At 41.1% G+C, this 24,595-nt stretch carries 22 protein-coding genes and 1 riboswitch; of the genes, 8 read left to right on the plus strand and 14 right to left on the minus strand.

Annotated features, from left to right (window positions below):
• Positions 1-248: 248 nt before the first annotated feature.
• Positions 249-1,880 (minus strand): putative polysaccharide biosynthesis protein, encoded by a 1,632-nt coding sequence (locus AC5FEC_RS01700; protein WP_493661096.1) that lies wholly within the window; start codon positions 1,878-1,880, stop codon positions 249-251.
• 86 nt (positions 1,881-1,966) lie between these two features.
• Here AC5FEC_RS01700 and AC5FEC_RS01705 point away from each other — a divergent pair, with 86 nt between their 5' ends.
• Positions 1,967-3,418 carry a UDP-N-acetylmuramoyl-L-alanyl-D-glutamate--L-lysine ligase gene (locus AC5FEC_RS01705; RefSeq protein ID WP_493661097.1) on the plus strand — a complete coding sequence of 484 codons (1,452 nt, stop codon included), beginning with the start codon at positions 1,967-1,969 and terminating at the stop codon, positions 3,416-3,418.
• 32 nt (positions 3,419-3,450) lie between these two features.
• Here AC5FEC_RS01705 and AC5FEC_RS01710 read toward each other — a convergent pair whose 3' ends face one another.
• The 3 genes from AC5FEC_RS01710 to AC5FEC_RS01720 all read right to left on the minus strand — a co-directional run bounded on the left by AC5FEC_RS01710 (position 3,451) and on the right by AC5FEC_RS01720 (position 6,356).
• On the minus strand, positions 3,451-4,200 hold the full coding sequence (locus AC5FEC_RS01710; RefSeq protein ID WP_493661098.1) for a CPBP family intramembrane glutamic endopeptidase: 750 nt from the start codon (positions 4,198-4,200) through the stop codon (positions 3,451-3,453).
• 395 nt (positions 4,201-4,595) lie between these two features.
• A complete protein-coding gene (locus AC5FEC_RS01715; protein WP_493661099.1) occupies positions 4,596-4,817 on the minus strand; it encodes a hypothetical protein in 222 nt (73 codons plus the stop codon).
• Positions 4,818-5,321: 504 nt separating this feature from the next.
• Positions 5,322-6,356, minus strand: coding sequence for an NAD(P)H-dependent amine dehydrogenase family protein (locus AC5FEC_RS01720; RefSeq protein WP_234550439.1), 1,035 nt, complete (start codon positions 6,354-6,356; stop codon positions 5,322-5,324).
• Positions 6,357-6,442: 86 nt separating this feature from the next.
• Here AC5FEC_RS01720 and AC5FEC_RS01725 point away from each other — a divergent pair, with 86 nt between their 5' ends.
• A complete protein-coding gene (locus tag AC5FEC_RS01725; RefSeq protein ID WP_493661100.1) occupies positions 6,443-7,282 on the plus strand; it encodes a MerR family transcriptional regulator in 840 nt (279 codons plus the stop codon).
• 112 nt (positions 7,283-7,394) lie between these two features.
• On the opposite strand, the gene AC5FEC_RS01730 is transcribed toward AC5FEC_RS01725, so the two are convergent.
• The 4 genes from AC5FEC_RS01730 to AC5FEC_RS01745 form a co-directional block, all read right to left on the minus strand.
• Positions 7,395-8,676, minus strand: a protein-coding gene (locus AC5FEC_RS01730) for an ISL3 family transposase (RefSeq protein ID WP_493661101.1) whose coding sequence is annotated in 2 segments (ribosomal slippage) — positions 7,395-8,205 and positions 8,204-8,676 — 1,284 coding nt in all. Because the reading frame shifts where the segments join, the coding sequence is not laid out codon by codon here.
• Between the two features lie 215 nt (positions 8,677-8,891).
• Positions 8,892-10,232 carry a hemolysin family protein gene (locus AC5FEC_RS01735; protein ID WP_493661102.1) on the minus strand — a complete coding sequence of 447 codons (1,341 nt, stop codon included), beginning with the start codon at positions 10,230-10,232 and terminating at the stop codon, positions 8,892-8,894.
• Positions 10,233-10,322: 90 nt separating this feature from the next.
• Positions 10,323-11,969: a phosphoenolpyruvate carboxykinase (ATP) gene (locus AC5FEC_RS01740; RefSeq protein ID WP_493661103.1), complete on the minus strand. Its 1,647-nt coding sequence runs from the start codon at positions 11,967-11,969 to the stop codon at positions 10,323-10,325.
• Positions 11,970-12,069: 100 nt separating this feature from the next.
• Complete coding sequence (locus AC5FEC_RS01745) at positions 12,070-13,194, minus strand: AI-2E family transporter (RefSeq protein ID WP_037615539.1); 1,125 nt, start codon at positions 13,192-13,194, stop codon at positions 12,070-12,072.
• Between the two features lie 74 nt (positions 13,195-13,268).
• On the opposite strand from AC5FEC_RS01745, the gene AC5FEC_RS01750 reads away from it, so the two are divergent.
• The 4 genes from AC5FEC_RS01750 (at position 13,269) to AC5FEC_RS01765 (ending at position 16,991) form a co-directional block, all read left to right on the plus strand.
• Positions 13,269-14,063 carry an ABC transporter ATP-binding protein gene (locus AC5FEC_RS01750; RefSeq protein WP_493661104.1) on the plus strand — a complete coding sequence of 265 codons (795 nt, stop codon included), beginning with the start codon at positions 13,269-13,271 and terminating at the stop codon, positions 14,061-14,063.
• Entirely contained in the window at positions 14,060-15,622 is a 1,563-nt protein-coding gene (locus AC5FEC_RS01755) for a beta-carotene 15,15'-monooxygenase (RefSeq protein WP_493661105.1), read from the plus strand. Before AC5FEC_RS01750 ends, AC5FEC_RS01755 begins: the two co-directional genes overlap by 4 nt.
• Before the next feature lie 111 nt (positions 15,623-15,733).
• Complete coding sequence (locus AC5FEC_RS01760; RefSeq protein ID WP_493661106.1) at positions 15,734-16,108, plus strand: hypothetical protein; 375 nt, start codon at positions 15,734-15,736, stop codon at positions 16,106-16,108.
• Between the two features lie 118 nt (positions 16,109-16,226).
• Complete coding sequence (locus tag AC5FEC_RS01765; protein WP_493661107.1) at positions 16,227-16,991, plus strand: class I SAM-dependent methyltransferase; 765 nt, start codon at positions 16,227-16,229, stop codon at positions 16,989-16,991.
• Positions 16,992-17,188: 197 nt separating this feature from the next.
• On the opposite strand, the gene mnmM is transcribed toward AC5FEC_RS01765, so the two are convergent.
• The 6 genes from mnmM to AC5FEC_RS01795 form a co-directional block, all read right to left on the minus strand.
• A complete protein-coding gene (mnmM, locus tag AC5FEC_RS01770) occupies positions 17,189-17,743 on the minus strand; it encodes a tRNA 5-(aminomethyl)-2-thiouridylate-methyltransferase MnmM (protein WP_493661108.1) in 555 nt (184 codons plus the stop codon).
• On the minus strand, positions 17,737-18,684 hold the full coding sequence (gene mnmL / locus AC5FEC_RS01775; protein ID WP_493661109.1) for a tRNA modification radical SAM protein MnmL/YtqA: 948 nt from the start codon (positions 18,682-18,684) through the stop codon (positions 17,737-17,739). The genes mnmM and mnmL overlap by 7 nt, the downstream gene beginning before the upstream one ends.
• Positions 18,685-18,743: 59 nt before the next feature.
• Positions 18,744-19,052 carry an MGMT family protein gene (locus AC5FEC_RS01780; RefSeq protein ID WP_493661110.1) on the minus strand — a complete coding sequence of 103 codons (309 nt, stop codon included), beginning with the start codon at positions 19,050-19,052 and terminating at the stop codon, positions 18,744-18,746.
• A gap of 92 nt (positions 19,053-19,144) precedes the next feature.
• Complete coding sequence (locus AC5FEC_RS01785; protein ID WP_493661111.1) at positions 19,145-19,795, minus strand: phosphatase PAP2 family protein; 651 nt, start codon at positions 19,793-19,795, stop codon at positions 19,145-19,147.
• The gene (locus AC5FEC_RS01790; protein ID WP_493661112.1) at positions 19,785-20,342 is read right to left on the minus strand and encodes an ECF transporter S component; all 558 of its coding nucleotides are present in this window, start codon (positions 20,340-20,342) and stop codon (positions 19,785-19,787) included. Before AC5FEC_RS01790 ends, AC5FEC_RS01785 begins: the two co-directional genes overlap by 11 nt.
• Before the next feature lie 145 nt (positions 20,343-20,487).
• Positions 20,488-20,706: riboswitch (FMN riboswitch) on the minus strand.
• 82 nt (positions 20,707-20,788) lie between these two features.
• Positions 20,789-21,298: a tRNA (cytidine(34)-2'-O)-methyltransferase gene (locus tag AC5FEC_RS01795; protein ID WP_217473206.1), complete on the minus strand. Its 510-nt coding sequence runs from the start codon at positions 21,296-21,298 to the stop codon at positions 20,789-20,791.
• A 360-nt stretch (positions 21,299-21,658) separates the two neighbouring features.
• Here AC5FEC_RS01795 and trkA point away from each other — a divergent pair, with 360 nt between their 5' ends.
• Together trkA and AC5FEC_RS01805 are read left to right on the plus strand one after the other, a co-directional pair.
• Positions 21,659-23,008, plus strand: a complete 1,350-nt coding sequence (gene trkA / locus AC5FEC_RS01800; protein WP_037615568.1) for a Trk system potassium transporter TrkA — start codon at positions 21,659-21,661, stop codon at positions 23,006-23,008.
• Between the two features lie 4 nt (positions 23,009-23,012).
• Positions 23,013-24,452 carry a TrkH family potassium uptake protein gene (locus AC5FEC_RS01805; RefSeq protein WP_217473205.1) on the plus strand — a complete coding sequence of 480 codons (1,440 nt, stop codon included), beginning with the start codon at positions 23,013-23,015 and terminating at the stop codon, positions 24,450-24,452.
• The last annotated feature ends 143 nt before the right edge of the window (positions 24,453-24,595 follow it).

Below are 24,595 nucleotides of genomic sequence, written 5' to 3' on the forward strand. Positions count from 1 at the left end.
CAATTTTTATTAAAGAGGTTTGTTAGTTTTTTTCTTGAATATCAGACGGTTTGCTGTCCTGTCTTGATTCAAAACGAGGCTGGGACAAAAGTCCTAGCCTCTCAATTGTTTTTGGATTGTCGAGCAAGACGCAGTGGTTGAGTGGACTCTACTACGCTGATTTCATCAGCTTTTACAGCCCTACTCAACTGTGCGGAGGTGGGACGACGAAATCGAATTCTAACGAATTACCGATTTCTGTCCCACTCTCATTTGATGTGAAAAGTCCGACGCAGACTGGCCGCCCTTTCACCAATAAAGCGATCCAGCAAACGAACGCTAAGTGAGAATCCTCCGTAAACTGCGACTCCAATTCCTCCAATGATGGCCAAATAGATAAAACTCGAAATCCGTCCACTTGGCTGGAATAAATAACCGATGATAAATTCTGATATGAGAACAACCAGTGTCATCAAAACAGTTAAAATACAAGTCAAGATTGTCCGTTTTTTAAGATTTCTAGGATTCAAACCAGTAACCTTACGAATTTCTTGATACATCAATACAATTGGAATAATCAGACCGATAGTTGTCGCAAGAAGAGTCCCGTATGCTTTAAATAAATAGATAAGCGGAATTTGTAAGATCAGCTTGACAGCAACTCCATAGAGGAAATAGATGATGGCCTTTCTATTTTGAAAAAGTGCCTGAATCATCGGAGCAAGGACTGTATAGATACTTAGGATAATCGTTTGCAGCATAGCAAAGATGAAGAGCCCCAGAGCCAAACTATCCGGTTTTCCATAAAAGACTGTATAAAGCGGCTCAGCTACTAGAACTGATCCAATCGTAGCCGGTAGGATAAAGAAGAGTAACATGCTAAGATTATCCTGAACCAGACGAGCAGTTGCTTTCAAGTCTCCCTTAACATAGTTTTCTGTCAGCAATGGGATTCCAACTCCCCCGATAGAAGTTGCCACAGCAATCAAAATCATTGTAATCTTATTAGGATTGGCTGAGAAGTAAGCAAACATGACTTTCAACTGAGACTCATTGAGACTTGTGAACCACTTCATGCTGTTGATAAAGGTCATCTGGTCAATGATTTGGAAAAGCTGAATGGCTGAGCCTGTAATGATGAAAGGAATTGCTTCCCGAACCGTGTCCCAGAGCAAAGTCCGCCCCTTGATTTCTGCTGAATTTTCAGGTTTATCAAGAATGGACCGCAACATGCCAGTCTTCCACAGATAGAAAACCAAAACTCCCATACTAGCCAGCATACCAATAAAGGCAGCAAAGGTGGACTGGGTGACAGCCTCTACATAGTTTCCAGACCCAATCTTCATGATGAAAAAGGCGGTCAGGAGCATCCAGATAACCCGAATAACCTGCTCCGCAATCTGGCTGATAGCATAAGGCTTAAGATTGTTAAATCCTTGGAAAAAGCCGCGGATAACACTCATGGACGGGAAAATCAGCACAGCCCAGGATAGGCTTTGCATGACTGGAATCAAGTCCTTGCCACCGCCCGACATGCTAGCGAAAACAGGAGACAGCAGGTACATGATGACTGCAAAAACGGCTCCTAAAAGTAGCATAAATTTCAAAAACTCACGAATAAGGGTAAAACTATGCTCTTCCTTATCGATGGTGTTGTACTTGGCCACCTGCTTAGCGACAGCCACCGGTACTCCTGCTGTAGAAATCAGCAGAAACCATGCATAGATATTGTAGCCCATGGTGAAGAGACCATTGGCTTCCGCTCCGTGCCGCCCCATCCAGATATACCAAGGAATGATATAAATAGCTCCTAAGAGACGGCTAATAAAATTACTGGCAGTCAGCCAGGCAGTCCCCCGCAACATTTGCTGCTGCTGACTTGTTGTTTTTGGTTGGTCCATAAATAACCTCTTTGATTTATTCTTATTTTATTATAAACTTTTCCTGGGCTCTTGTAAAACATAGTCTTTAGGTTTACAATAGAGATATGATAAAAATTAAAACTGCATTAGATATTTTGAAAAAAGACCACAATTTCCGTGAAATTATTGCAAACGGGGAATACTTCTTTGATTACGGTGACAGCGAATTCAGCTTCTCCAAGATCAGCTATGACAGCCGAGAAGCTGATGCTTCTACTCTCTTTTTTGTCAAGGGCGATCATTTCAAGAGAGAATTTTTGGAAAAAGCTGTGACAGCTGGGCTTAGATTTTATATTAGTGAAACAGACTTTGAAGTTGGTATTCCAGTCCTCTTAGTCAATGATGTCAAGCAAGCTATGAGTCTGATTGCTATGGAATTTTACGGTCATCCAGAACAAAAGCTCAAACTTTTGGCCTTCACTGGCACCAAGGGCAAGACCACGTCGGCTTATTTTGCTTTTAATATTTTAAAACAAAGCCACAAACCAGCCCTGCTTTCTACTATGAATACTACTCTGGATGGAGAAACTTTCTTTAAATCAACTCTCACAACTCCTGAAAGTCTTGATTTATTCAAAATGATGGCGGAAGCTGTCGACAATGGCCGAACCCATCTAATCATGGAAGTATCCAGCCAAGCCTATCTTAAAAAGCGGGTCTACGGCCTGACCTTTGATGTGGGCGTCTTTCTCAATATCAGCCCTGACCATATCGGCCCTATTGAGCACCCGACTTTTGAAGACTATTTCTACCATAAGCGACTCCTGATGGACAATAGCCGAGCTGTTGTCGTCAACAGTGGCATGGACCATTTTCAGGTTTTAGCCGAGCAAGTAGCTGCTTATGACCATGACTTTTATGGGCCAGCTTCCAGCAATGCCATCCTGAATTCCCTCGCCTTTTCCTTTGAAGTCCAAGGAAAACTGGCTGGTTCCTATGATATCCAGCTAATCGGCCGCTTCAATCAGGAAAATGCCATCGCTGCAGGACTAGCCTGTCTGCGACTGGGCGCTTCTTTGGAAGATATCCATTCAGGTGTTGCCCAAACACGTGTACCCGGCCGTATGGAGGTTCTAACTCAGAAAAATGGAGCCAAGGTCTTTGTTGACTACGCCCATAATGGCGACAGTTTGGCTAAGTTGCTGTCTGTCGTTCAAGAACACCAAAAAGGGAACATTGTCTTGATTCTGGGAGCAACCGGAAACAAGGGTGAGAGTCGGCGTAAGGACTTCGGCCTCCTGCTCAACCAGCATCCTGAGTTGAACATCATTCTGACAGCTGATGATCCGAATCGCGAGGATCCTATTGCCATCGCCCGTGAGATTGCCAGCTACATAACCTTTGAAGTGAACATGATTGCTGATCGTGAGGAAGCCATCAAAAAAGCCCTCAGCCTAACGAATGCTGAAGGCGATGCGGTCATTCTTGCCGGCAAGGGTGCCGATGCCTATCAAATCATTAATGACCAAAAAGTTGTCTATCCAGGTGATTATGCTGTGGCAGAGAAATATTTATAAACAAAAGGGATTGGAAAATATGCCAATCCCTTTTATGAACTCCAATTAACTAAAAGATAGATCAGGCTGGAGCCAAACATGTCCGCCAGAGCATGCATGAGAAAGAAAGGGAGGAGATTTTTAACTTTGTACTTATAGAGAAAGTAATAGAGAAGGCCAAAGACAACCCCAATCATAGAGGCCCAGAGTAGCCCTTGATAAGTATGGAAAGAAAAACGGATAAGAGTCGAATAGAGAAGAACCTGCCATTTATATTTGTCCTCAACTGAGGTTAGCAAGCCTAAAAAGAAAAATTCTTCATAAAAGCCATTCAGCAAGCTATAAAGGATAGCCATCGGACTTAAGGCAGCAAACTTACGGACAATCTCCATCAGGTCAATGTAGGGCCACAACTGCGGATCAAAATAATTATACTCTCCGCTGATTGTCGTTACGGTATCTGCAATAATTCCCATCAGGGCAAAAATAAAAGGAACCCAAAACAGTACAGACCAGCTAAAACGGATGGGCAGTTGCTTAAAGTCATAGTTGCGAATGACCAGATAGAGCAGGGCTAGAGCCAGCAGGATTAACTGAAGATACAAATTGCTAGAGTAAGCAGCGCCATTACTTGCGGTATCTGTTATTCCCTCAGTATAAGGAACTTGATCCATACTGCCTAAGTAGAGTTCTGTCGACCGATAGATGAACTGGCCAAACATAATCACAGTAATAATCACAATGTCAAACCACTTCAAATACTTTAACGGTTGCGACGGACGAATTTTTTCTAATAGTTTCATCGTAACTCCTTCCTTCTACATGAAACAGTAAATTTAATTTTGTACTTCCTTCACTATACCACAAAAAACTTAAAAAAGTTTATATTGACGAGACCGGCATGGATACCAATCTTTATTGGAAAACTCCTAGAAGCGAGAAAATTTGCAACAGGATTAGCGGATGCGTTTTAAAAGAACTTCAGTAGCTACAAGGCCATTAGAGCAAGTATTTGTAGCTCTTATTCTTTATGTTTCTCTTCTGGGACTTTTTTCACTTAACAGTTTTTTGTTGCACTATATTTTACAATTTATCTTTAAGGAAGAGAAAAACAGCAAACCAATTTGATTTACTGTCTCTTAAGTTAGTATTTATTGATATGATTGAATTATTTCAACTAATCACAGTATTATTTTGATTATTTTTTTCTAACGCTGAAAATAAACAATAAAGCACTCAGTATCATTTGAACAATTGCTCCCGGAACAATACCGAGCCAATCATATATTATAAGGAGTACTCTTGGGATAGGTATTGAACCATTAAGATTTCCTCCCATATAAAGAACCAAAATCAGCAGTGACGCTAAAAACCATATAGCACCGAATAAAATACCAAACCAATCTCTTTTTTTATTCATTGTTGCCTCCTAAATTTGATTTTTCTAGCTAAATACTTATTATATTATATCATTTTTAAGGTGTTATTTCTACTGTCAGCATACATACTTGTTTTCAGATCTTTCATAGGAATAGATAGAAAGAGCGAGAAAGGATACAAAAGATGATAGCATATCAGTCCTGATAAGAGCTGAATTTCTCCGTCTCCGTTTGATCTTTTGACGAGTCTATTTTTCAATATACGCTCTATATCTTCCAAAGTCGCTCTGTCAATGATTGCTTCATACACTTTTCAATCATCTGCCGGTTGCTTCTAGCTAAATAGTGATTTTGCTTATCTTTGTAAGGCTTTTCTGCCTTGAAGTTGACGACATCACCACAATACTCCAAGTTTGTTAAAATGCGAATTATGCTTACTTTATTACACTAGTCCCCTATAAACCAAAGCAAATTTGCAATTATATGCCTAACAAAGCAATAAGCAAGCTATCACAAGGACAGCCTGCTTATTTTTTAGGATATGTTTAATTTTCTACATAAGTGTGAAGCGGATAAGTCGGATAAGTCAAGGTACGCGCCAACTCAGAGGTCACATAACCTGCCGGTGCATCCAGCACAGACGGGATACGATTGACAATTGTGGCACAAGTCAGAGACACAGTATCTGGCTTGCTGACAGAAAAGACTAGATTTGGATCACCTGTAATTTCCCAATCACACATATCACCGTCATTTTCACGGTAGACCTTGCCAATACATTCTACTTCCAATTCAATTCCTTGATGGGTGTGAATCGTTGTCACAGCTGACATGCCTGTTACCTGTCCTGCCGGAATAACTCGACCCAGCGTTTCTGAATAAACATCTTCATCCAAAATATAAGGCACGCTCTTTTGTGAAATATCCTGAATGGTCCAGTTCATCTTAGAGCAGATAGCTTCCGCAGCATTCCACATATAGGATGGCAAACTTTCCGCAGAAGCAATTTCTTTATCAAATCGTTCTACATCATAGCCAGCACCGTGCGCTTCTGCTAAAGCCAAACCATAATCCTCTACATTATAGCTGGCAACCCCTTTGACTTTTTGAATGCGATTGAGACCAGACATAGCCAAGCAAGGCATATTAATCCAGTAGATATCTTGCATACCAGAGCCCATGATGGTGACACCATATTCTTTAGCCAACTTATCCAAGCGGTTCGTTTCAGATGGTGACGTCGTCCATGGATAAATAGCTTCTTCACAGGTCGTGATGATATTAACACCATTCTTGATAGCTGTTTCAAAAAAGCCATACATATCAGGCATATAGGAGGCAATGGTAACAATGGCAATATCGGCATCACACTGGTCAAATACACTGTCAGCTTTATCGGAAATCAAAACACCTGTCTTGTAGCCTAATTCCGCAAAATCACCAACATCTTGTCCCACTATCGCAGGATTATTGTCAATAGCGCCAACAATCTCCACACCGTGGTCCACTAGATATTTAAAAATAACCTTGGACATCTTGCCACAGCCATATTGCACAGCACGAATTTTTGCATTTCTCATTGGAAACCCTCCTTTAATTGTAATATTTTTCACAATTATAGTATAATATCTCTAGTAACTAGAGAGTCAATAGAGAGTTTTGAAAAATGAAAAAAATTTTGCGTATTGGAGAATTTTCTAAAATCAATCACATTTCCATTCAGACTTTACGATTTTATGATCAGATTGGTCTTTTAAGGCCTTATGAGGTTGATCCCGAGACTAACTACCGCTACTATCACATCAATCAATCTTCACTCGTTGACTCCATTCAATATCTACGACAATTAGATTTTTCTTTAAAAGAAATCAAGGAAATTCTCTCCGATCGAGATCAGTTTCATCTGCACCGGCTTATTGAAGAACGGTATCAGCAATTACTCCAAGAAAAAGAAATGCTAGAAGAGCGGATAAAGGAAATTGAAATTTTTCGTTCTGGTGCACAGCTTTATGGCGAAAAGCGGACTGATCAAAAGTTGGAAATTGTGGCATTCCCTGAACGACACATTCTATCCTTCTCTATTGATCAAAACATTTACCAGTTAGACAACGAAGAGTATGAACTCTATCTCCGCTATTTCAAACAGGAAATCCTCAATTACAACCCCTTTTTTAGTAATTTCAGCCGAGTTGGCTCTATTATGAAGCGAGGAGATTTTCTAAATCAAAATTGGTTCTCAAATCAGTTTTGCCTCTTTCACCAGACTCAAAATGAACTTCCAAATCTCATTCCAGCCATACTGCCTAAAGGAAGCTATGCTGTTGCTTACTGTTCATCATTCGAAGAAGAAGTGAGAAATCTCCCTCATTTTCACCAAGAATTAGCCGATGCAGGCTATCTGGTTACAGGTGATTATATCTGCGAAGTGATTCATGAACAACCTCAACTAAATGAAAAGCACCGCGACATGTTTATTAGAATGCAAGTGCAGGTTAAAAGCAGCTGAAACATCCCCTTACACCAATATTTGATGAAACTCGGGAAAATTTTATAAAACAATAAAAGGCCTAAAACCAAAGTTTTTAGGCTCTTTGTCAACTGTAGTGGGTTGATGTCAGCTAAGATCTGGAGAGGACAAAATTGGTCCTCTCCTTTTTGATATTCAAAGCGATGAGAATGCGTTTTTTGAAGTTGTCAAAGTTCCGAAATCCGAAAGCGTTGCGTTTGATAACTTTGATGAGGTTGTTTGTAGCCTCTAGCTTAGCATTTGAGTAAGGAAGTTCCAAAGCATTGATAATCTTGTCCCTCTCTTTTAAAAAGGTCTTAAAAACAGTTAGAAAGATAGGATTTATACAAGAAATTGTATCTTCAATGAGTCCAAAGAAATGCTCAGCTTGTTTCTCTTGAAAATGAAAGAGTAAGAGCTGGTAGAGCTCATAGTGTTCTTGGAGTTCTTGGGAGTAAGAGAGAAGCTTTTCCAGAATCTCTTTGTTGGTCAAATGCATGCGAAAAGTTGGGCGATAAAAACGTTTATCGCTGAGTTTCCGGCTGTCTTGTTGGATCAGTTTCCAGTAGCGTTTCAGCGCTTTATATTCGTGCGATTTTCGATCCAATTGATTCATGATTTGAACACGAACACGACTCATAGCCCGGCTGAGATGTTGTACAATATGAAAGCGATCGAGGACGATTTTAGCGCATGGAAAAAGTTGTCTAGCCAAGTCATAGTAGGGACTAAACATGTCCATGGTAATGACTTTAACGCGGTTTCGGACCTGCCTGGAATAGCGCAGAAAGTGATTGCGAATCGTTACTTGTGTCCGTCCATCTAAGATAGCTAGGATCTTTCTTGAATCGAAATCTTGTGCAATGAAGCTCATTTTGCCCTTCTTGAAGCCAGCTGAAACAGTCTCTCCCCAGACTGTTTCACTCCCAAGACATGTGAGTTGGAAGATAGTTGAGATCTGCCTTAAATTCAAACTCCTTTAGTTTTCGAATAACTGTGGACGTGGAAACAGCCAAGTTTTCAGCGATAGCTGTCATAGGGACTTTGTCGATTAGTTTTTGAGCGATTTTCTGCTTGACGATGGTTGCGATTTGGTGATTCTTCTTGACTAAGGATGTTTCTGCGACAGCTACTTTCCCGCAATCCTGACAGCGGAAACGCCGTTTTCTCAACCGAATCAGCGTTTTGTATCCCGCGCACTCTAAATAGGGAATTTTCGATTCTTTTTGGAAGTCATATTTAGCCATTTTTCCTTGACAGTGAGGGCATTTAGGTGCAGGATAATCTAGCTTGGCGAAGATTTCTTTATGCGTTCCAGCATTTAGAACATTCAAAATCGTAATGTTAGAGTCTTTAATTCCCAGTAAGTTTGTGATAAAATTTAATTGTTCCATAAGATTCCTTCTAATGATGGTTTCGTCGCTTTTCATTATAGGTCTTATGGGACTTTTTTTACAACAAAAGAGACTCCATAATCCCTGCGGTGGATTTACCCACTACAGAAATTATAGAGCCAGTTTTTAGAACAATGATTTTAAGCCTTTTTGTCTATCTAACTGTGATATTACTGAGTGAAAAGCATGTTTTCTCAGCTACATCTGAACCGAGTTTATTTCTCAGCTTCTTCAGCTTCTTCAAGAATTTCGGATATTTCCACTTTCACCTTGGTTACACGGCCGTTTTTGACCTTGTCATTGGTCAAAATCAGTTTTTTATTCTGACTTTCAACTTCATAGCTGATGCGTTCTGTTGGATTTGGAATGGTTCCTACACCCGTCAGATAGTAACCAGCAATGGTAGCCACGTCATCACTATCTATCTCAACTTCAAAATACTCATTAAAGTCATTGAGTGTCATCGTTCCCAATACGATATAGGTATTCTCACCAATTTCATAGACTTCCACCGCGACCTTGTCTGTTTCGTCTTCAATTTCACCGACAATCTCTTCCAGCAAGTCTTCCAGAGTCACGAGACCTGCCATACCGCCATATTCATCTAGCAGAATTGCCATTTGATTTTGAGTATTACGGAGAGATTTGAGCAAATCATCCACAAAAATCGTTTCAGGTACAAAGAGCGGTTCTTGCAGAATCTTGCGCAGAACAATATTGTCAAAACCATTGACAAAACCTTCATTCAAGAGACGTTTTGTGTGAATGAGACCAATGACATTGTCCTTGTCTCCATCATAAACTGGAATCCGAGAGAAATTCTTCTTGAGAATGCTTTGGATAATTTCCTTGGTGTCGTCCTGAATATCGACCATAAAGGCATCTGTCCGCGGCACCATCAGTTCACGCGCCATCAGCTCATCCAGCGAGAAAATCCCCTGCAACATTTCGATTTCGTCTGCATCCAGCGTCTCCTCGCTCTTGGTCAGCATGTACTCAATCTCATCCCGCGTCATCTTTTCGTCTGCATCGTCAAACTGCATCGGCGTAATCCGACTGAGGAGATTAGTCGAAGCTGAGAGCAACCAAACGAAAGGACTAACGATTTTTCCTACGAAAATAATCACAGGTGCGGTACGAATGGCTAAACTGTCCTTGAGATTCATGGCAATCCGCTTAGGATAAAGCTCTCCCAAAACAATGGAAATATAGGTCAAAAGCGCAAGTGCCAGAAAACTAGCAACTGCATGCGCCGTTTCAGAATTTCCCAGCCAAGAGGAAAAGATTTTCCCCAGATTGTCCGCAAAGCTAGCCCCCGACAGGATATTGATGACGGTGATTCCGACTTGAATTGTCGATAGAAAGTTATTGGGACTTTCAAGAACTTTTAATAAACGAATGTATTTGGCATCGCCTTCTTCAGCTTTCTGCTCTACGCGAGACCGATTGAGCGATACCATCGCCATCTCAGAAGCTGAGAAAAAGGCATTTAATAAAGTTAAAACGAATAGCAGTATTGCTTGCAATAAAATACTCTGACTGCCAGGGTCTTCCATGGATTCTTCTCCTAAAAATTATAATCAGACTTGATTATAACATATTTTCAAGATTCGTGCATGAGGATTCCGTAGAAAGCGTTTTGCAAATCAGGAATCCAAATCCTGCAAAACCTTTTCCAGCCGAGAAATAGCTCCGACAGGCAGAGCTGTCTTAGGATATTTCTGATTGAAAGCTAGCAAGAAGTTTAAACGAATCTGCATCCTTTCACGGATGAGCTGTCTATACTTGTAATCAAAGTTTGGAACGGCATATCCTTCGTAGTTAAGATATTCAAAGCCTTCCAAAGGTCCGAAAGGTCTAAATTCTGCCTTCCCATCTACTATCTGTTCAATAATATCTAAAGACACTTCCTTTGAGATGCCCTTCCCCATATAAAATCCAGTATTGATGATATAGCAGGCAACGCCTGACTCAAATAAACGACGGAATTTCCGATAATCTTCCACCAGCGGATAAACGCGGAAAGGATTGGCATAAGGCTCAATAACCAAATCATCATGCAGACCAATAACATTTTCAGCATTGGAACGCTTGGTCATCAAAGTACAGCCCATCGTAGAAGCCATAAGAGGATCATTAATCTTGATTAGTGGCGGGAGAGAGTCATCCTTCATAATCCAGAAGATAGCGTTGATGGGTTCGTCAATCCGGTCCACTCGATTCGGAGTAGCAAAGCGCGATTTGACAGTCCGCCCATTTCCGTTACGGATATCCTCAGTTACCAGCTTTTTCCGTCCATTTTCATCTAGTGTCACTCCACAGTTCTGCACAGTGACAAAGAAATCCTGCTCACTATGACCTGTAGGGTAGTCATTTGTCTTGTCAAAATAAGACGGCTCAAGGGCAATAGAGGAGCCATCCTTGACCGAGATAATAAAGGCATCATCATGGAGAACCTTGATGTCATATTTATGGTCATGCTTGGCATGTGTCAGCGTGGATTTCCCTGAGCCAGATAGCCCGAAGAATGATGCGACATAGTCCTCTTTTTCGGCATCCTGCTTGAAAATTTTCAAGCCCCCATGGCAGGCAACATAACCGTTTCTGGCAGCCGTTCCCCAAGCCAAGGTCAAAGTGGCCTTTTTCAGCTCTCCGAAATAATTCAAGCCCAAAATGACGGCACAGTTATGGTTGGTATCAAAATATACAAGCCCTTCTGGGTAATCTGGATGCTTCCACTTAGGATCAAAAAAGACAAAGATATCATTCTCTTCATACTTTTTAGACGCTTTCAGTCGATTTTTAAATTCCTCATCCAAAATTTGGAAATTCAAGAGCCAGGAGTACAGGTTATTGATTTCTTCCTGAGGAACCATCAGATGAGCGTAGGCCATAAAGTCCTCATCTAGCCCGACCACAGCATCAGCCTTATAGAAGGTTCTTTTATGTGCTTGGTAAATTGCACTCCGGACAAGAAAAAGCAAATGCTCATCTTCTTCGCTATCTCTGCCATAGATTCTTCTAGCCTTGGCTGTTCTGCCGACAACAGCCCCCGAATTGGTCAATAAAACGCGTGCATAAGAAGGAAGACCCAGCTCCTTGGTATGAATAACCGGCATGTCCAGCACAACCGTTCCAGCAGCTGTCGAAGCGAGTTGATAAGCTTCTTCTACCGTCTTGATAGCTTGGACTTGATTTTCATAAAAGGCTGTTTCCACAATGGTCTTCAAAGGAGAAAAATAAGAAGAATCTTTTCTTATTTCCTGCGGAGAAAATTTACGACGTGTTACCATAAGTATGCCTCCTTTATGCTATTATTACTATTTTAGCATAAATATACAATTTTATGTTATAAAAAATGCAAGAAAAAAATAGAAGAGGACTCGCCTTCTCCTATTTTTTTATAATACCAAATTCCTCATTTTTCTTTTGCAGCTGTGCTTCCTTGTGATTATCGTAAAGATTAGCCAAGAATTTTACGATTTCTTTTAGGATTGAATAAGTCGGAATGGCCACAATCATGCCCATAATACCATAAATATTGCTGGACAAGAGCAAAAGAACCATAATCGTAATAGGGTGAACCTTCATAACGCCGCCGACAATCCGCGGATAAAGGATATTCCCGTCAATCTGCTGGACAATAAGCATATAAATCAGTGCAACCAGCATTTTCTGCGGATCAGTAAAGGCGTAGGTAATCAGCATGGGAATCAAGCCGATACTTGGTCCTACATAAGGAATTAAATTGGCCAAAGCTGAGAAAATCGCAAAGACCAAAGCATACTTGAGACCAATCACACTGTAGCCAATAAAGGCCAGAGTTCCAATCAGCAGCGCATCAATCGAAATCCCACTGATGTAGCGAGCCACCGTGGCGTTCAGATTAGTTAACAGTTTGGAAATATTGAGCTTATCCCGCTTGAGAACTGTCCGCTCCAGCATCGGCAGCAATTTCTGACCATCCACGAGGAAATAAACCAAGAAAATCGGCGTCATAATTAAAATCATAATGGTATTAACGACTGCAGACACCACACTGCCCAGACTATTGGTAACACCATTTAAAATATTTTGCAGAATATCCACATAGGACAGATTGAGTTGCTGAATGGTAGATTGAATATTTAAACTCTTGAATAAAGGATTCTTGGATAATTGATTAACAAAGCTCTGAATTTCCCAATAGAGGCCCTGAGTCGAATTAATCAGACTGCTCAGCTGATTAATCAAAATTGGCAAAAGGTAGATAACACCAATCGTCAATAAGCCAAACAGCAGGAACAAAGTGATCAAAATTCCAAAAATACGTTTAATTTTTAACTTTTTCTCTAAAAATGTTACCAGAGGATTCGTGATATAATAGAGGAAGCCCCCCACAAGAAAGGGGATTAAGATGGTATTGATAACACTTACTACTGGCGTAATCATGTCTCCCATCTGGCGCCAGATAAAGAAGATAATCGTCAGCAGTAAAACCTCACTAGTCCAAAACATTAACTTACTTTTATGAAACATTTATACTCTCCTCTCAGTTATTTTACCATAATTTATGATAAAATAGAGGGGATTTTACAAAAGAAAGAATAAAAATGGAAAACATTATCAGCATGGAAAAGGTTTGGCTAGTCAAGAATGGTCAAACAATTTTAAAAGATCTGAATTGGCAGGTGAAAAAAGGAGAAAATTGGGCTATTTTGGGATTGAACGGCTCTGGTAAATCCACCCTGCTGCGTTTGCTCATGGCCGAACATTGGAAAACCAAGGGGGAACTGATGGTTCTTGGCACCACATTCGGACAAGGAGACATTCCTGAACTGAGAACTAAAATCGGAGTTGTCGGCTCTTTTATCGCTGAACGCCTGCCCAGTCGGATGCTGGCGGATGAGATTGTCCTGACCGGCAAATACAAAAGCAGCATCCTCTACCGCCAATATGGAGAAGCTGAGCTGAACGAAGCCCGAGAAATGCTGCTTTCTATCGGGGGACAGGAGCTGATCGGCAGAAGCTATGCCAGTCTGTCGCAGGGTGAAAAACAGCTGCTCTTAATCGCTCGCAGCTTGATGGAAACACCCGACCTCTTAATTTTAGACGAAGCGACCAGTGGTCTGGATTTATTTGCCCGCGAACGACTCTTGCAGCAGATTGAGAACATTGCTCGGCTAGAGCAAGCTCCCACCATTCTCTATGTGACCCACCATGCCGAGGAAATCACCCCTGTGATGGATCATGTCCTACTCTTAAAAGATGGAGAAATCATTGCTCAAGGAGCCAAAGAAGAGATTTTGACAAAAGAAATACTGAATCGCTTTTATCCACAGCCAGTTCAATTAATTGATCTAGGTGAGGGACGCTGTTTTGTGAAAGTAGAGGGTAATATTTCATGAAGCAATTTACAAATATCCTTTTTAATTTAGGCTATTTTCTCGTCTTGACGATGACAGCCATCGCCCTCCTTTTCCTGTCCGGGCAGATTTTGATTTCTCATACCTATATTCCGCTGCATATTGCAGAAGGCGTCAAATTCGTCACTAATCCTTGGTACTTCTATCCCCTTCTTATTCTCTTTCTTTTCGCGCTCTTCGGACTTCGACCGCTTTTGGAGAAGATAAAGATTCCCTACCTTTTAGTCGGATTGAGCCTGCTCTATATCGCAGCAGCATTCTTTCTCATCACCTCCTACAGCGGCATTATTCGAGCAGATGCCAAACATGTCTTTAATGCAGCTCTAGCCTTCAATCAGGGCGATTACAGCTCGCTTACGACCGTCGGTAGCTATATGTACCGCAATCCACATCAGCTGGGGCTGATGACCTTAGAGCGCCTCTATGCTTATATCTCCCCGACAACTCGGTTTGCCTTTGGCATGAATGTCATCTGGAGCTTGCTCAGTAATTTTCTAATCTATAAGATTGCAGCTTTGCTCAATCGCAAGGAAATTATTCAAAAATACACAATCTTGCTGACCTTCCTTTTCCTGCCCCAACTTTTTTTCGTACTTTTTATTTATGGGACTATTCCAGGCCTGTTCTTTTGTCTGCTTAGTCTTTATGCCTTTATCAAATTGGAGCAAAATGGCAATCTGCTCTACCTCCTTCTCGGTGCAGCCAGTATCAGCTTAGCCTGTCTTCTGCGAAATAATTATATTATCTTTGCTATCATGCTGCTTGGAATCTATCTCCTCTCCATTTTCTACAAATGGTCTTGGAAAAAACCGCTGGCTATTCTGCTGATTATCACTGGGATTGTCTTTTCAAATAAGGCTTTGAATACCTACTATGAAAACCTAATCGGACAGGAAATCGGCGTTGGAACTCCCAAGATTGCCTATATTACCATGGGTCTGAGAGATGATCCCAATCGTCAAACTCTGGGTGGCTGGTATGATGCTTATAATACTAAAATTCTCAAACGCAACAAGTACGATGAAAAAAAAGCAACCGCCATGGCAACTCAGGATTTGAAAGATCTTTTGCTGAACTTTTCCAAACATCCAGACTATGCACTCAAGTTCTTCTACGAAAAAGTTAAATCTACCTGGACAGAGCCAACTTTCCAGTCCATCTGGACTGGACCGCAGATTGAACGCCAGCAATATATGAGGCCGACTATCTTGCGCAGCATTTATGAGGAGAGAAAAGGTTATCAGATTGTTAATTTCCTGCTCTTAATTCTGCTAGCCAGCATCTATCTGCTCTCCTGTTTCTTTATCCTGCATAAATTTTTCGTCGCCGAGGAAAAGCTAACGCCTTTTGACCTCTATCCCTTCACCTTTCTTTTGGGTGGCGGACTCTTTCATTTCTTTTGGGAAACAAAAAGCCAATATGTCTATATCTATGTACTCCTTCTCATCCCTTCCACCGCTCAATCCTTAGTCGACCTGAGCGATTGGTGGAAGAACAAAGGAAAAGGGAAATCAACAGACCAGCTTGAGAAAAACCTATAAAACTTGAACACTTGATAAGATTTTCTTATAATTTTATAGGAATATTAAGTGAAACAAAGTTGAATTTGTAATTAAAATTTTTTGTATTTTGCGAAGGGAGAATAGCGATTTATGTTTTCAATATTAGGTGCAGTATTATTTGGAGTTATAGCAATTATGACAGTTCTTGTTGCTTGCGGTCTGCCTTTGGGCGAATATACAATGGGTGGACAACATAAAATCTTACCTAAGAAATTTAGACTTGCGGCAGTCATTTCGGTGGCTATCCAAATTTTTGCCATGATCATTATTTTGCAAGCCGGAGGTTTGCTTCCCTTGTGGTTTTCTTTTAAGAACACTAAATATATTTGTTTCTTCTTTGCCGCTTACTTATCCTTGAATACGATTATGAACATGATTTCAAAAAGTAAGAAAGAAAAATATGTTATGACTCCTCTTTCACTTATAGCTGCAATATGTTTTTGGATAACAGCATTTCAGATGTAGTATGTAAGCGAGAATAACCTACAGTGAGTCAAATTGGAATTTGTAGAGGTGAGAAAAATGTAATGGCAACATATTCAACTTAAATCTAAATAATATAAAATTACGAGGAAATTATAAGATGAACAATTATATAAAATTAAATGAAGATAGATGGAATAATGTAAAAAATGATTATACTGAGCCATTGACACATGAAGAATTAGAAGAAGTTAGAAATAATCCAATTTCTGTTGCATTAACTGTTGGGAAAAAAGTTCCGAAAGAATGGTTTGAAAAAGCCAACGGAAAAAAGATATTAGGTTTAGCTTGTGGTGGTGGACAGCAGGGTCCAGTTTTTGCTATAAAAGGTTATGATGTAACCATAATGGATTTTTCTAAATCACAATTACAAAGAGATGATATGGTTGCTAAAAGAGAAGGCTTAAAAATCAACACAGTTCAAGGCGATATGACAAAACCATTTCCATTTGAAAATGAAACTTTTGATATTATTTTTAATCCAGTTTCAAATGTATATATAGAAGATTTAGAAAACATGTATAAAGAAGCCTCTCGAGTATTGAAAAAGGGTGGACTGTTAATGGTCGGATTTATGAATCCTTGGATATACATGTACGATGCTAACATTGTATGGGACAAACCCGATGAAGAATTACTTTTAAAGTTTTCAATACCTTTTAATTCAAAAGAGCTTGAAGAGGAAGGCAAAATAACCATAAATCCAGAATATGGATATGAATTTAGCCATACCTTAGAAACTCAGATTAGAGGACAACTTAAAAATGGTCTCGCTATGATAGATTTTTATGAATCATGTGATAAAAGACATAGATTATCACGTTATGGAAATAACTATATAGCTACACTCTGCATTAAACTATAACATTATAGAAAATACTTCAGGAGAATAGCCCAGTTTATTTTCCTGAAGGGTTAAAATCTAAAAATCCCAGTTTGTCTAATTGAATCGAAGAATGTTTAAAACAGTAAATCAAAAAGTTTTACTGTTTTTTGCTCATTTTCCAAAATAAAAGCGTCAGTAAATTAAAAAGGCACTTGACCAAACGCTTCCTGAGGCGTTTAGCCAAGCACTTCTCTCAATTTCTCAATCATGACCAAGAAAGGCGGATTGTTAATCTGATTGATGGTCTTGTAGAGGGCAACGGTGAAGTCCTGCTGGGGCAGCTGACTGACGAAGTCTAGCACCGCATCTTTTTCAACTTCTCCACCATCATGCCCATAGTAAATCATGATAGCTGCGCGGCCACCTTTTTCCAAGCCTCGACAAACCTTTTCCAAAGCTTCCAGAGTCGTATCGGGTCGTGTAATGACAGACTTGTCCGCTGAAGGCAGGTAGCCAAGATTAAAAATAGCAGCCTTGAAATGGTCTAGGTATTGGTCCAGAGTCTCATGGCCTGCTAAGATTAGCTGAGCATTGTTCAAGCCAGCTTCTGCCAAGCGCTGGCGGGTCTTTCCCACGGCCTGCTCCTGAATGTCAAAAGCATAGACTTGCTTGGCCAATTTAGCCAGAAAAAGCGTATCATGTCCATTGCCCATAGTAGTGTCCACCACAGTATCTTCCTTGGTCACGACTTCTGCTAAAAATGCATGGGCCATCTGTAAGGGTCTTAACATACGAATCTCTGCTCCTTTGCTTTACAGCCTTGCTTGCTGCCACGACGGCGCATTTCTGCCTCGATGGCATTGAGAACTTCCCATTTATTGAGGCTCCACATGGGGCCAATCAACATATCTCGCGGGGCATCGCCTGTGATACGGTGGATGACGATATGCTCGGGGATAATCTCCAGTTGGTCGCAGACGATGGAGACATACTCCTCCTGACTGAGCAGTTGCAGCCGTCCCTCATGGTAATCCCGTTGCATGCGGGTATTGGTCATCAGGTGAAGCAAGTGGAGCTTAATCCCCTGAATGTCATTATCGGTCACACAGCGTCGGACATTCTCCAGCATCATCTCATGGGTCTCACCCGGCAGGCCGTTAATCAAGTGGGAGACAATCTCTGCCTTGGGAGCAAGCTTGCGGATGCGCTGGACCGTCTCCACATAGAGCTCATAGGAATGAGCACGGTTGATGAGGTCTGAAGTCTCCTCATAAGTGGTCTGAAGCCCTAGCTCCACGGTCACATGCATGCGCTGGGACAGGTCTGCCAAGTAGGCGATGGTCTCATCAGGCAAACAGTCTGGCCGAGTCCCGATATTGAGTCCAACGACGCCTGGCTCGTTAATGGCTTGCTCATAGCGTTCGCGGATAACATCAAGCTTCTCATGGGTATTGGTAAAGTTCTGGAAATAGACCAAATACTTGCGAACATCCGGCCACTTGCGGTGCATGAAGTCAATTTCCTTATAGAATTGCTCGCGAATGGGCGCATCAGGCGCCACAATGGCATCACCAGAGCCCGAAACGGTACAGAAAGTACAGCCTCCATGTGCCACCGTCCCATCTCGATTGGGACAGTCAAAGCCCGCATCAATAGGCACCTTAAAAGTCTTCTCTTCAAAAAGTTTTCGATAATAATCATTCAAAGAATTGTAAGATTTCATACCTTCCATTCTACCACAAAAAGGAGTCTAGAAACAAAAATTTCCTCTTTCACCAAGAAAGAAGAAAATCATCGCTCCCACTGATAATGCTTAAGGTCCACACAGCCATTGGCCTTCAGGTCCACTCCCTCTGCCCAAAGCAAGTGTCTCTGGTCTTCCCAGCCAGGTGCGAGACGCCCTGTTGCATTGACCACCCGATAGCAAGGATGCTTGCCGCCATAAAGCTCGGACTGACTGAGAATCTTTCCCACCAAGCGGGCATTTTGGGGCCGACCAATCAAGCGAGCAATCTGGCCATAGGTCGCCACGCGCCCAGCAGGAATCTCATCCACAAGAACTAAAACCGACTTGATAATTTTTGGATTCAAAACGGACAATCACCTCCTGATCTCACTTGCTCCTATCTTAAAAAATCCAACTTTTTTTGTCAAGACAAAAAGGCTGGCAAAGCCAACCTCTATTAACTCGATTATTTCTGCTTTCCTTTGAAACGCCATTGAAAGCGCAGCTTGTCGTAAAAGGGAAATTCGATATTGAGAATGGCAAAGCCCATCAAGGCTCCTCCGATGACATCTGTTGGATAGTGCACGCCCAGATAGACTCTGGATGCCATAATGGTCAAGATAAAGAGCAAGAGCAAGCCCTGTACCAGACGCTTGATGTGTTGATTTTGAATCCGTTGCTGGACGATGATAATCAAGCTCCCAACAACAATGGCTGTCGCCATGGAATGTCCACTCGGGAAAGAGTAACCGCCCTCTTCGACCAAATGCGAAAGACTCGGCCGGCTTCTTTGGTAAACCAGTTTAATCAGCTTAATCAAAATCCCATGTAAGATTAGATTTCCCGCTAGCAAGGCAGCTTCCAGCTTCCATTTTTTATAAAGGAAAAACAGGACAAGAGCTGAAACCCAGATGATAATCCCCAACGGGTCAATCAAACTAGTCACCAGTTTGAAAAATGTCGTCAAAAAGGCGGGCAAGTCCCCCCGCAGCCAAGTTTGAATCGGGCTATCAAAGCCCACCAGCTGCTCAGGATAAAACTTGATCATGTAGCCTAATATGATGAAAAGTAAAAGGGCAAAAGAGCCCTTTGTTAGATAAGATTGTTTATTTTTCATAGCGTTTTAGAACGGGCGTCAAAAGCGTGTAAATCAGCCAGAAAGCCACCGCCCAAATCACTCCTTCTAACAGGTTAAAGGGGACAATCATGGTCAACAGATATTTACCTACACCAAAAACCTGACCGATATCAAAGTTTGCAAAGCGAGCATAAAGCGGAATAGCATAAAAAGCATTCAGTACAAGCATACTTGCAGTCAGACCCAAAGTTCCCAGGAATGATGCCAGCAAATAGCTCGTCAGATCTCTTTTCTTCTCCCAGAAAAGAGCAAAGAAGATGACAAAGACCAGAATAGCCGCAATATTGATCGGCATACCAATTAAGGTTTCCACTCCATGACCATTTAAGGCCAACTTTAAAACAGAGCGAATAAGCAGGACTGCTACAGAGCTCTTAAAATCCAAGAGAACCAAGGCTAACAAAATCGGAATAATCGAAAAATCCAATTTTAAAAACTCGGCTATCAAAGGGATTTGATAGAACATGAGCAGGAAAGATAGTGCAGATAGAGCCGCTACTATCGCCATTTTGCGCGTATTTGTCATAACAGGTTCCTCCAATTTATAAAAATTAGAGAAGCTGGAAGGCTGTTAACACCAGACCCGAAAAAATCCTTTCATAATTTATAAGAGTATATAAAATGCCCCTTAAAATAAGATTAAAACGACCTACCGGCCAGGCAATAACGCCTTTCGTCTTCTCCCATCCAGACTATACTGTCGGTTGTGGAATCGCACCACATCAGCTTGCGCTCGCGGACTTATTTGGCTAAGATATTTTAGATTTATCTAGGCGTCGCAGTCGAAGATAATACTTAAAGTATATCGAGACAAGACAACGACGAGAAAGCTAAAATAGCTAGTCAAATTTACCGCCGGTCGGGAATCTCACCCTGCCCTGAAGACATTCTTATCATAACAAAAAAAGCCTGCCAGAGCAAGCTTTTTATTTGATGTAATCGAAATAGTTTCAATTACCCTACAGTCGGATTTTATTTCAGCTTATCCACTTCATATTCATGCACCAAATCCAATCCAGCAAAGTCCTGCTGACGCAAAGCTTCATAAACCATCATGCAGACAGCATTCGATACATTGAGGCTACGGACATGCTGGTCATTCATGGGAATACGCAGAGCCTTTTCTGGGTGGCGACGCATAAACACCTCTGGCAAGCCTTTATCCTCACGGCCAAACATAAAATAGTGCGGTCCTTCTGCTGCAAAGTTCTCCTCCGAGTAGACCTTCTCTGCAAATTTGGAAATCAAATAAAGCTGCCCATCCATCTGATCCATAAACTCGTCCAGACTATCATAGTAGGTGATGTCCAGCTTATCCCAATAATCCAGTCCTGCCCGCTTCATCTTGCGGTCGTCAATAGGAAAGCCCATGGGTTTGATGATATGGAGGGGAGAATTGGTCGCTGCACAAGTACGGGCAATATTGCCTGTATTCTGTGGAATTTGTGGTTCAAAGAGGACGATATGATTTTGGTGAGACATGATTCTTTCCTGATTTTCATTAGAATAAAAAAATAGCCACACTGCCCGGAGTCAAGCTCAGCAAACAGCGTGGTTAAGGCATCATTAACTTACATCACAACAGGTTTGAGGTAAATCAATGAAGGTACTTCCTTAGTATATCACTTTCTTTTTACAAGTCAACAAAAAAGACTTGAAAAATTATATTTTTTTACACTTTAGCAAATTTTGCTAAAGCATGGCATGTTACAGAAACTAGCTACTTATTGGCAAAATTATGAAAAAACAAATGAAAGAGCAGGAAAATCTGGAATTATCCAATTTATAGATGAAATTTTCACGAAAAAAGGGTATGATAGATACATATTCGGGAGGTATCTCATGAAAATTATAGTGGTTGGAGGCGGAAAGGTCGGAACGGCTCTTTGTCGCTCTTTAGTTGCTGAAAAACACGATGTCGTCTTAATTGAACAAAACGAAGCCGTTTTGAACCATATCACTAAACGCTATGATATTATTGGTATTGTCGGAAATGGCGCTAACTTCAAAATGTTGGAGCAAGCTGATGTGGAGCATTGTGACATCTTTATTTCTATAACAGAATATGATGAAGTAAACATGGTAGCTGCTGTACTAGCCAAGAAAATGGGGGCAAAAGAAACGATTGTCCGCGTACGGAATCCAGAATACTCAAACATCTACTTCAAGGAGAAAAATATCTTAGGTTTCTCTCTTGTGGTGAACCCTGAGCTTCTGGCTGCTCGCTACATTGCTAATATCATTGATTTTCCAAATGCTCTTTCTGTAGAAAACTTTGCTAACGGGCGAGTTGCACTCATGGAGTTCAAAATTAAAGATGACAGCCATCTCTGTCATATGAACATCTCACATTTTAGAAAAAAATTTGGCAATATCATCGTCTGTGCTATTGAAAGAGATGACAAGCTGATGATTCCAGATGGCGACTTCACCCTTCAGGTAAATGATAAGATCTTTGTCACTGGAAATCGCCTCGAAATCATGCTTTTCCACAATCAAGTCCGTCCAAGAGTCGTAAAAAGTCTGATGATTATTGGTGCAGGAAAAATTGCCTACTATCTTCTCAGCATCCTCAAAAATAGTAAAATTGACCTTAAGGTTATCGAAACTAACCGTGAACGTGCTGAATTTTTCAGTCAGGAATTTCCTGAAGTTTATGTCGTCCATGGAGATGGTACTGCTAAGGATATTCTGCTGGAAGAAAGTGCCACTAATTATGATGCTGTAGCTACTCTAACTGGGGTCGATGAAGAAAATATCATTACATCCATGTTCTTAAACAATCTTGGTGTCCAAAAAAATATCACCAAAGTCAATCGGACCAGTCTCCTAGAAATTATTGACAAGCAAGATTTTGCAAGTATCGTTACTCCAAAGGGAATCGCTGTAGATGCTATTATGCACTTTATCCGCGGACGTTACAATGCTCAATTTTCAAGCCTTGAAGCTCTGCACCATGTGGCTAATGGCCAAATCGAGACATTGCAATTCCAAATCAAGGAAGAAAATAAGATGACCGGTCGTCCCCTAGCTCAGCTTAAATTGAAAAAAGGTATCTTGATTGCTGCCATTATTCGTCAAGGAAAAGCAATCTTCCCAACTGGAGATGACTCTCTTCAAGTCGGTGATAAGATTATCGTAACAACCTTGATTCACAATATTACCAAAATCTATGATTTATTAGAGGGGTAGTTCCATGAACAAGTCTATGATTCGCTATCTACTCTCAAAATTATTGTTAATTGAGGCCGCGCTCTTGATTGTGCCGACCATCGTTGCACTTATTTACCGTGAGCCCTTGCATATTTTTATCGCAATCGGCTCCACCATGGCTATTTTATTGGCTTTGGGAGGTCTGGGCAGCTGCTTTAAGCCCAAAGATGTCCATATTTATGCTAAGGAAGGGGTGCTGATTGTTGCCCTCTGCTGGATTCTCTGGTCCTTCTTTGGCGCCTTGCCCTTTGTTTTTTCTGGTCAGATTCCCAATATCATTGATGCTTTCTTTGAAGTCAGCTCAGGCTTTACAACAACCGGAGCTACTATCTTAAATGACGTTTCTGTTCTTTCTCATTCTCTGCTCTTTTGGCGCAGTTTTACCCACCTGATTGGAGGAATGGGGGTGCTGGTCTTTGCCCTAGCCATTATGGACAATGCCAAGAACGGCCATCTGGAAGTCATGAAAGCCGAGGTGCCAGGTCCAGTTTTCGGAAAAGTCGTTTCCAAATTAAAAAATACTGCGCAGATTCTCTATATCATCTATCTGGCCCTCTTTGCTCTCTTTGCTGTGCTATATTATCTGGCAGGTATGCCACTATATGATAGTCTAGTGATTGCTATGGGAACCGCTGGTACCGGAGGTTTTACCGTCTACAACGATGGAATAGCACATTACAATAGCACGCTTATTACTTATCTGGTTAGCTTTGGGGTGCTGACATTTGGTGTCAATTTCAACCTCTATTACTACCTCCTAATCCGCAAATTCAAGACCTGTTTTAGCGATGAAGAACTGCGAAGCTATCTCTGGATTGTGTTTCTTTCAACAGCCTTAATCGCCTTTAATATCGCCCATCTCTATGACGGATTTGCTAAGAGCGTGGAGATCTCTTTCTTCCAAGTATCGAATATCATTACTACAACTGGTTTTGGTTATGGTGATACTGTTGAGTGGCCACTTTTTGCTCAAGTCATCCTCCTTATTCTTATGTGCCTCGGAGGATCGGCTGGGTCAACTGCCGGTGGTTTCAAGCTTATTCGAGGGATCATTATCGCTCGTATCGCCAAGAATCAAATTATCTCCACTCTTTCATCAAATCGGGTCCTAACGATGCATGTCAATGGAACTGTTGTGGACAAAGACACGCAACACAAGGTGCTGAAATATTTAGCAGTTTATATTTTGATTATAGTTAGCTTGATTTTCATTATCAGTATGGACAATAATAATTTTATGACTGTTGTGAGCGCGGTGCTAAGTTGCATTAATAATATCGGTCCCATGATTGGAACAACTGATAGTTTCTCTATCTACAGCCCATTTTCTAAAGTCCTGTTTTCTCTTGCCATGATTGCAGGACGTTTAGAAATCTATCCAATCCTTCTGCTCTTTTTACCAAAGACTTGGTCAAAGAGATAATATAAAAGATCTGAAACGAACGAATTTTAATTTGGAGCAATTTCCAAGCTGAATTTGTTCGTTTTCTGCCCTATTTCGATTTGTAGTCTAATAATAAGCAAAGATAATTATGAACTATTGACAACAGTGACTAGCCACCATCA

Source organism: Streptococcus sp. STC1396, from assembly GCF_058933875.1.

Coding starts and splice junctions, on each gene's coding strand:
- AC5FEC_RS01805 (WP_217473205.1), top strand. CDS start 23,013: ATGAACAAGTCTATGATTCGCTATCTACTCTCAAAATTATTGTTAATT.
- AC5FEC_RS01720 (WP_234550439.1), bottom strand. CDS start 6,356: ATGAGAAATGCAAAAATTCGTGCTGTGCAATATGGCTGTGGCAAGATG.
- mnmM (WP_493661108.1), bottom strand. CDS start 17,743: ATGTTAAGACCCTTACAGATGGCCCATGCATTTTTAGCAGAAGTCGTG.
- AC5FEC_RS01715 (WP_493661099.1), bottom strand. CDS start 4,817: ATGAATAAAAAAAGAGATTGGTTTGGTATTTTATTCGGTGCTATATGG.
- AC5FEC_RS01755 (WP_493661105.1), top strand. CDS start 14,060: ATGAAGCAATTTACAAATATCCTTTTTAATTTAGGCTATTTTCTCGTC.
- trkA (WP_037615568.1), top strand. CDS start 21,659: ATGAAAATTATAGTGGTTGGAGGCGGAAAGGTCGGAACGGCTCTTTGT.
- AC5FEC_RS01785 (WP_493661111.1), bottom strand. CDS start 19,795: ATGAAAAATAAACAATCTTATCTAACAAAGGGCTCTTTTGCCCTTTTA.
- AC5FEC_RS01700 (WP_493661096.1), bottom strand. CDS start 1,880: ATGGACCAACCAAAAACAACAAGTCAGCAGCAGCAAATGTTGCGGGGG.
- AC5FEC_RS01760 (WP_493661106.1), top strand. CDS start 15,734: ATGTTTTCAATATTAGGTGCAGTATTATTTGGAGTTATAGCAATTATG.
- AC5FEC_RS01740 (WP_493661103.1), bottom strand. CDS start 11,969: ATGGTAACACGTCGTAAATTTTCTCCGCAGGAAATAAGAAAAGATTCT.
- AC5FEC_RS01745 (WP_037615539.1), bottom strand. CDS start 13,194: ATGTTTCATAAAAGTAAGTTAATGTTTTGGACTAGTGAGGTTTTACTG.
- AC5FEC_RS01750 (WP_493661104.1), top strand. CDS start 13,269: ATGGAAAACATTATCAGCATGGAAAAGGTTTGGCTAGTCAAGAATGGT.
- AC5FEC_RS01725 (WP_493661100.1), top strand. CDS start 6,443: ATGAAAAAAATTTTGCGTATTGGAGAATTTTCTAAAATCAATCACATT.
- AC5FEC_RS01765 (WP_493661107.1), top strand. CDS start 16,227: ATGAACAATTATATAAAATTAAATGAAGATAGATGGAATAATGTAAAA.
- AC5FEC_RS01735 (WP_493661102.1), bottom strand. CDS start 10,232: ATGGAAGACCCTGGCAGTCAGAGTATTTTATTGCAAGCAATACTGCTA.
- AC5FEC_RS01790 (WP_493661112.1), bottom strand. CDS start 20,342: ATGACAAATACGCGCAAAATGGCGATAGTAGCGGCTCTATCTGCACTA.
- AC5FEC_RS01705 (WP_493661097.1), top strand. CDS start 1,967: ATGATAAAAATTAAAACTGCATTAGATATTTTGAAAAAAGACCACAAT.
- AC5FEC_RS01795 (WP_217473206.1), bottom strand. CDS start 21,298: ATGTCTCACCAAAATCATATCGTCCTCTTTGAACCACAAATTCCACAG.
- AC5FEC_RS01710 (WP_493661098.1), bottom strand. CDS start 4,200: ATGAAACTATTAGAAAAAATTCGTCCGTCGCAACCGTTAAAGTATTTG.
- mnmL (WP_493661109.1), bottom strand. CDS start 18,684: ATGGAAGGTATGAAATCTTACAATTCTTTGAATGATTATTATCGAAAA.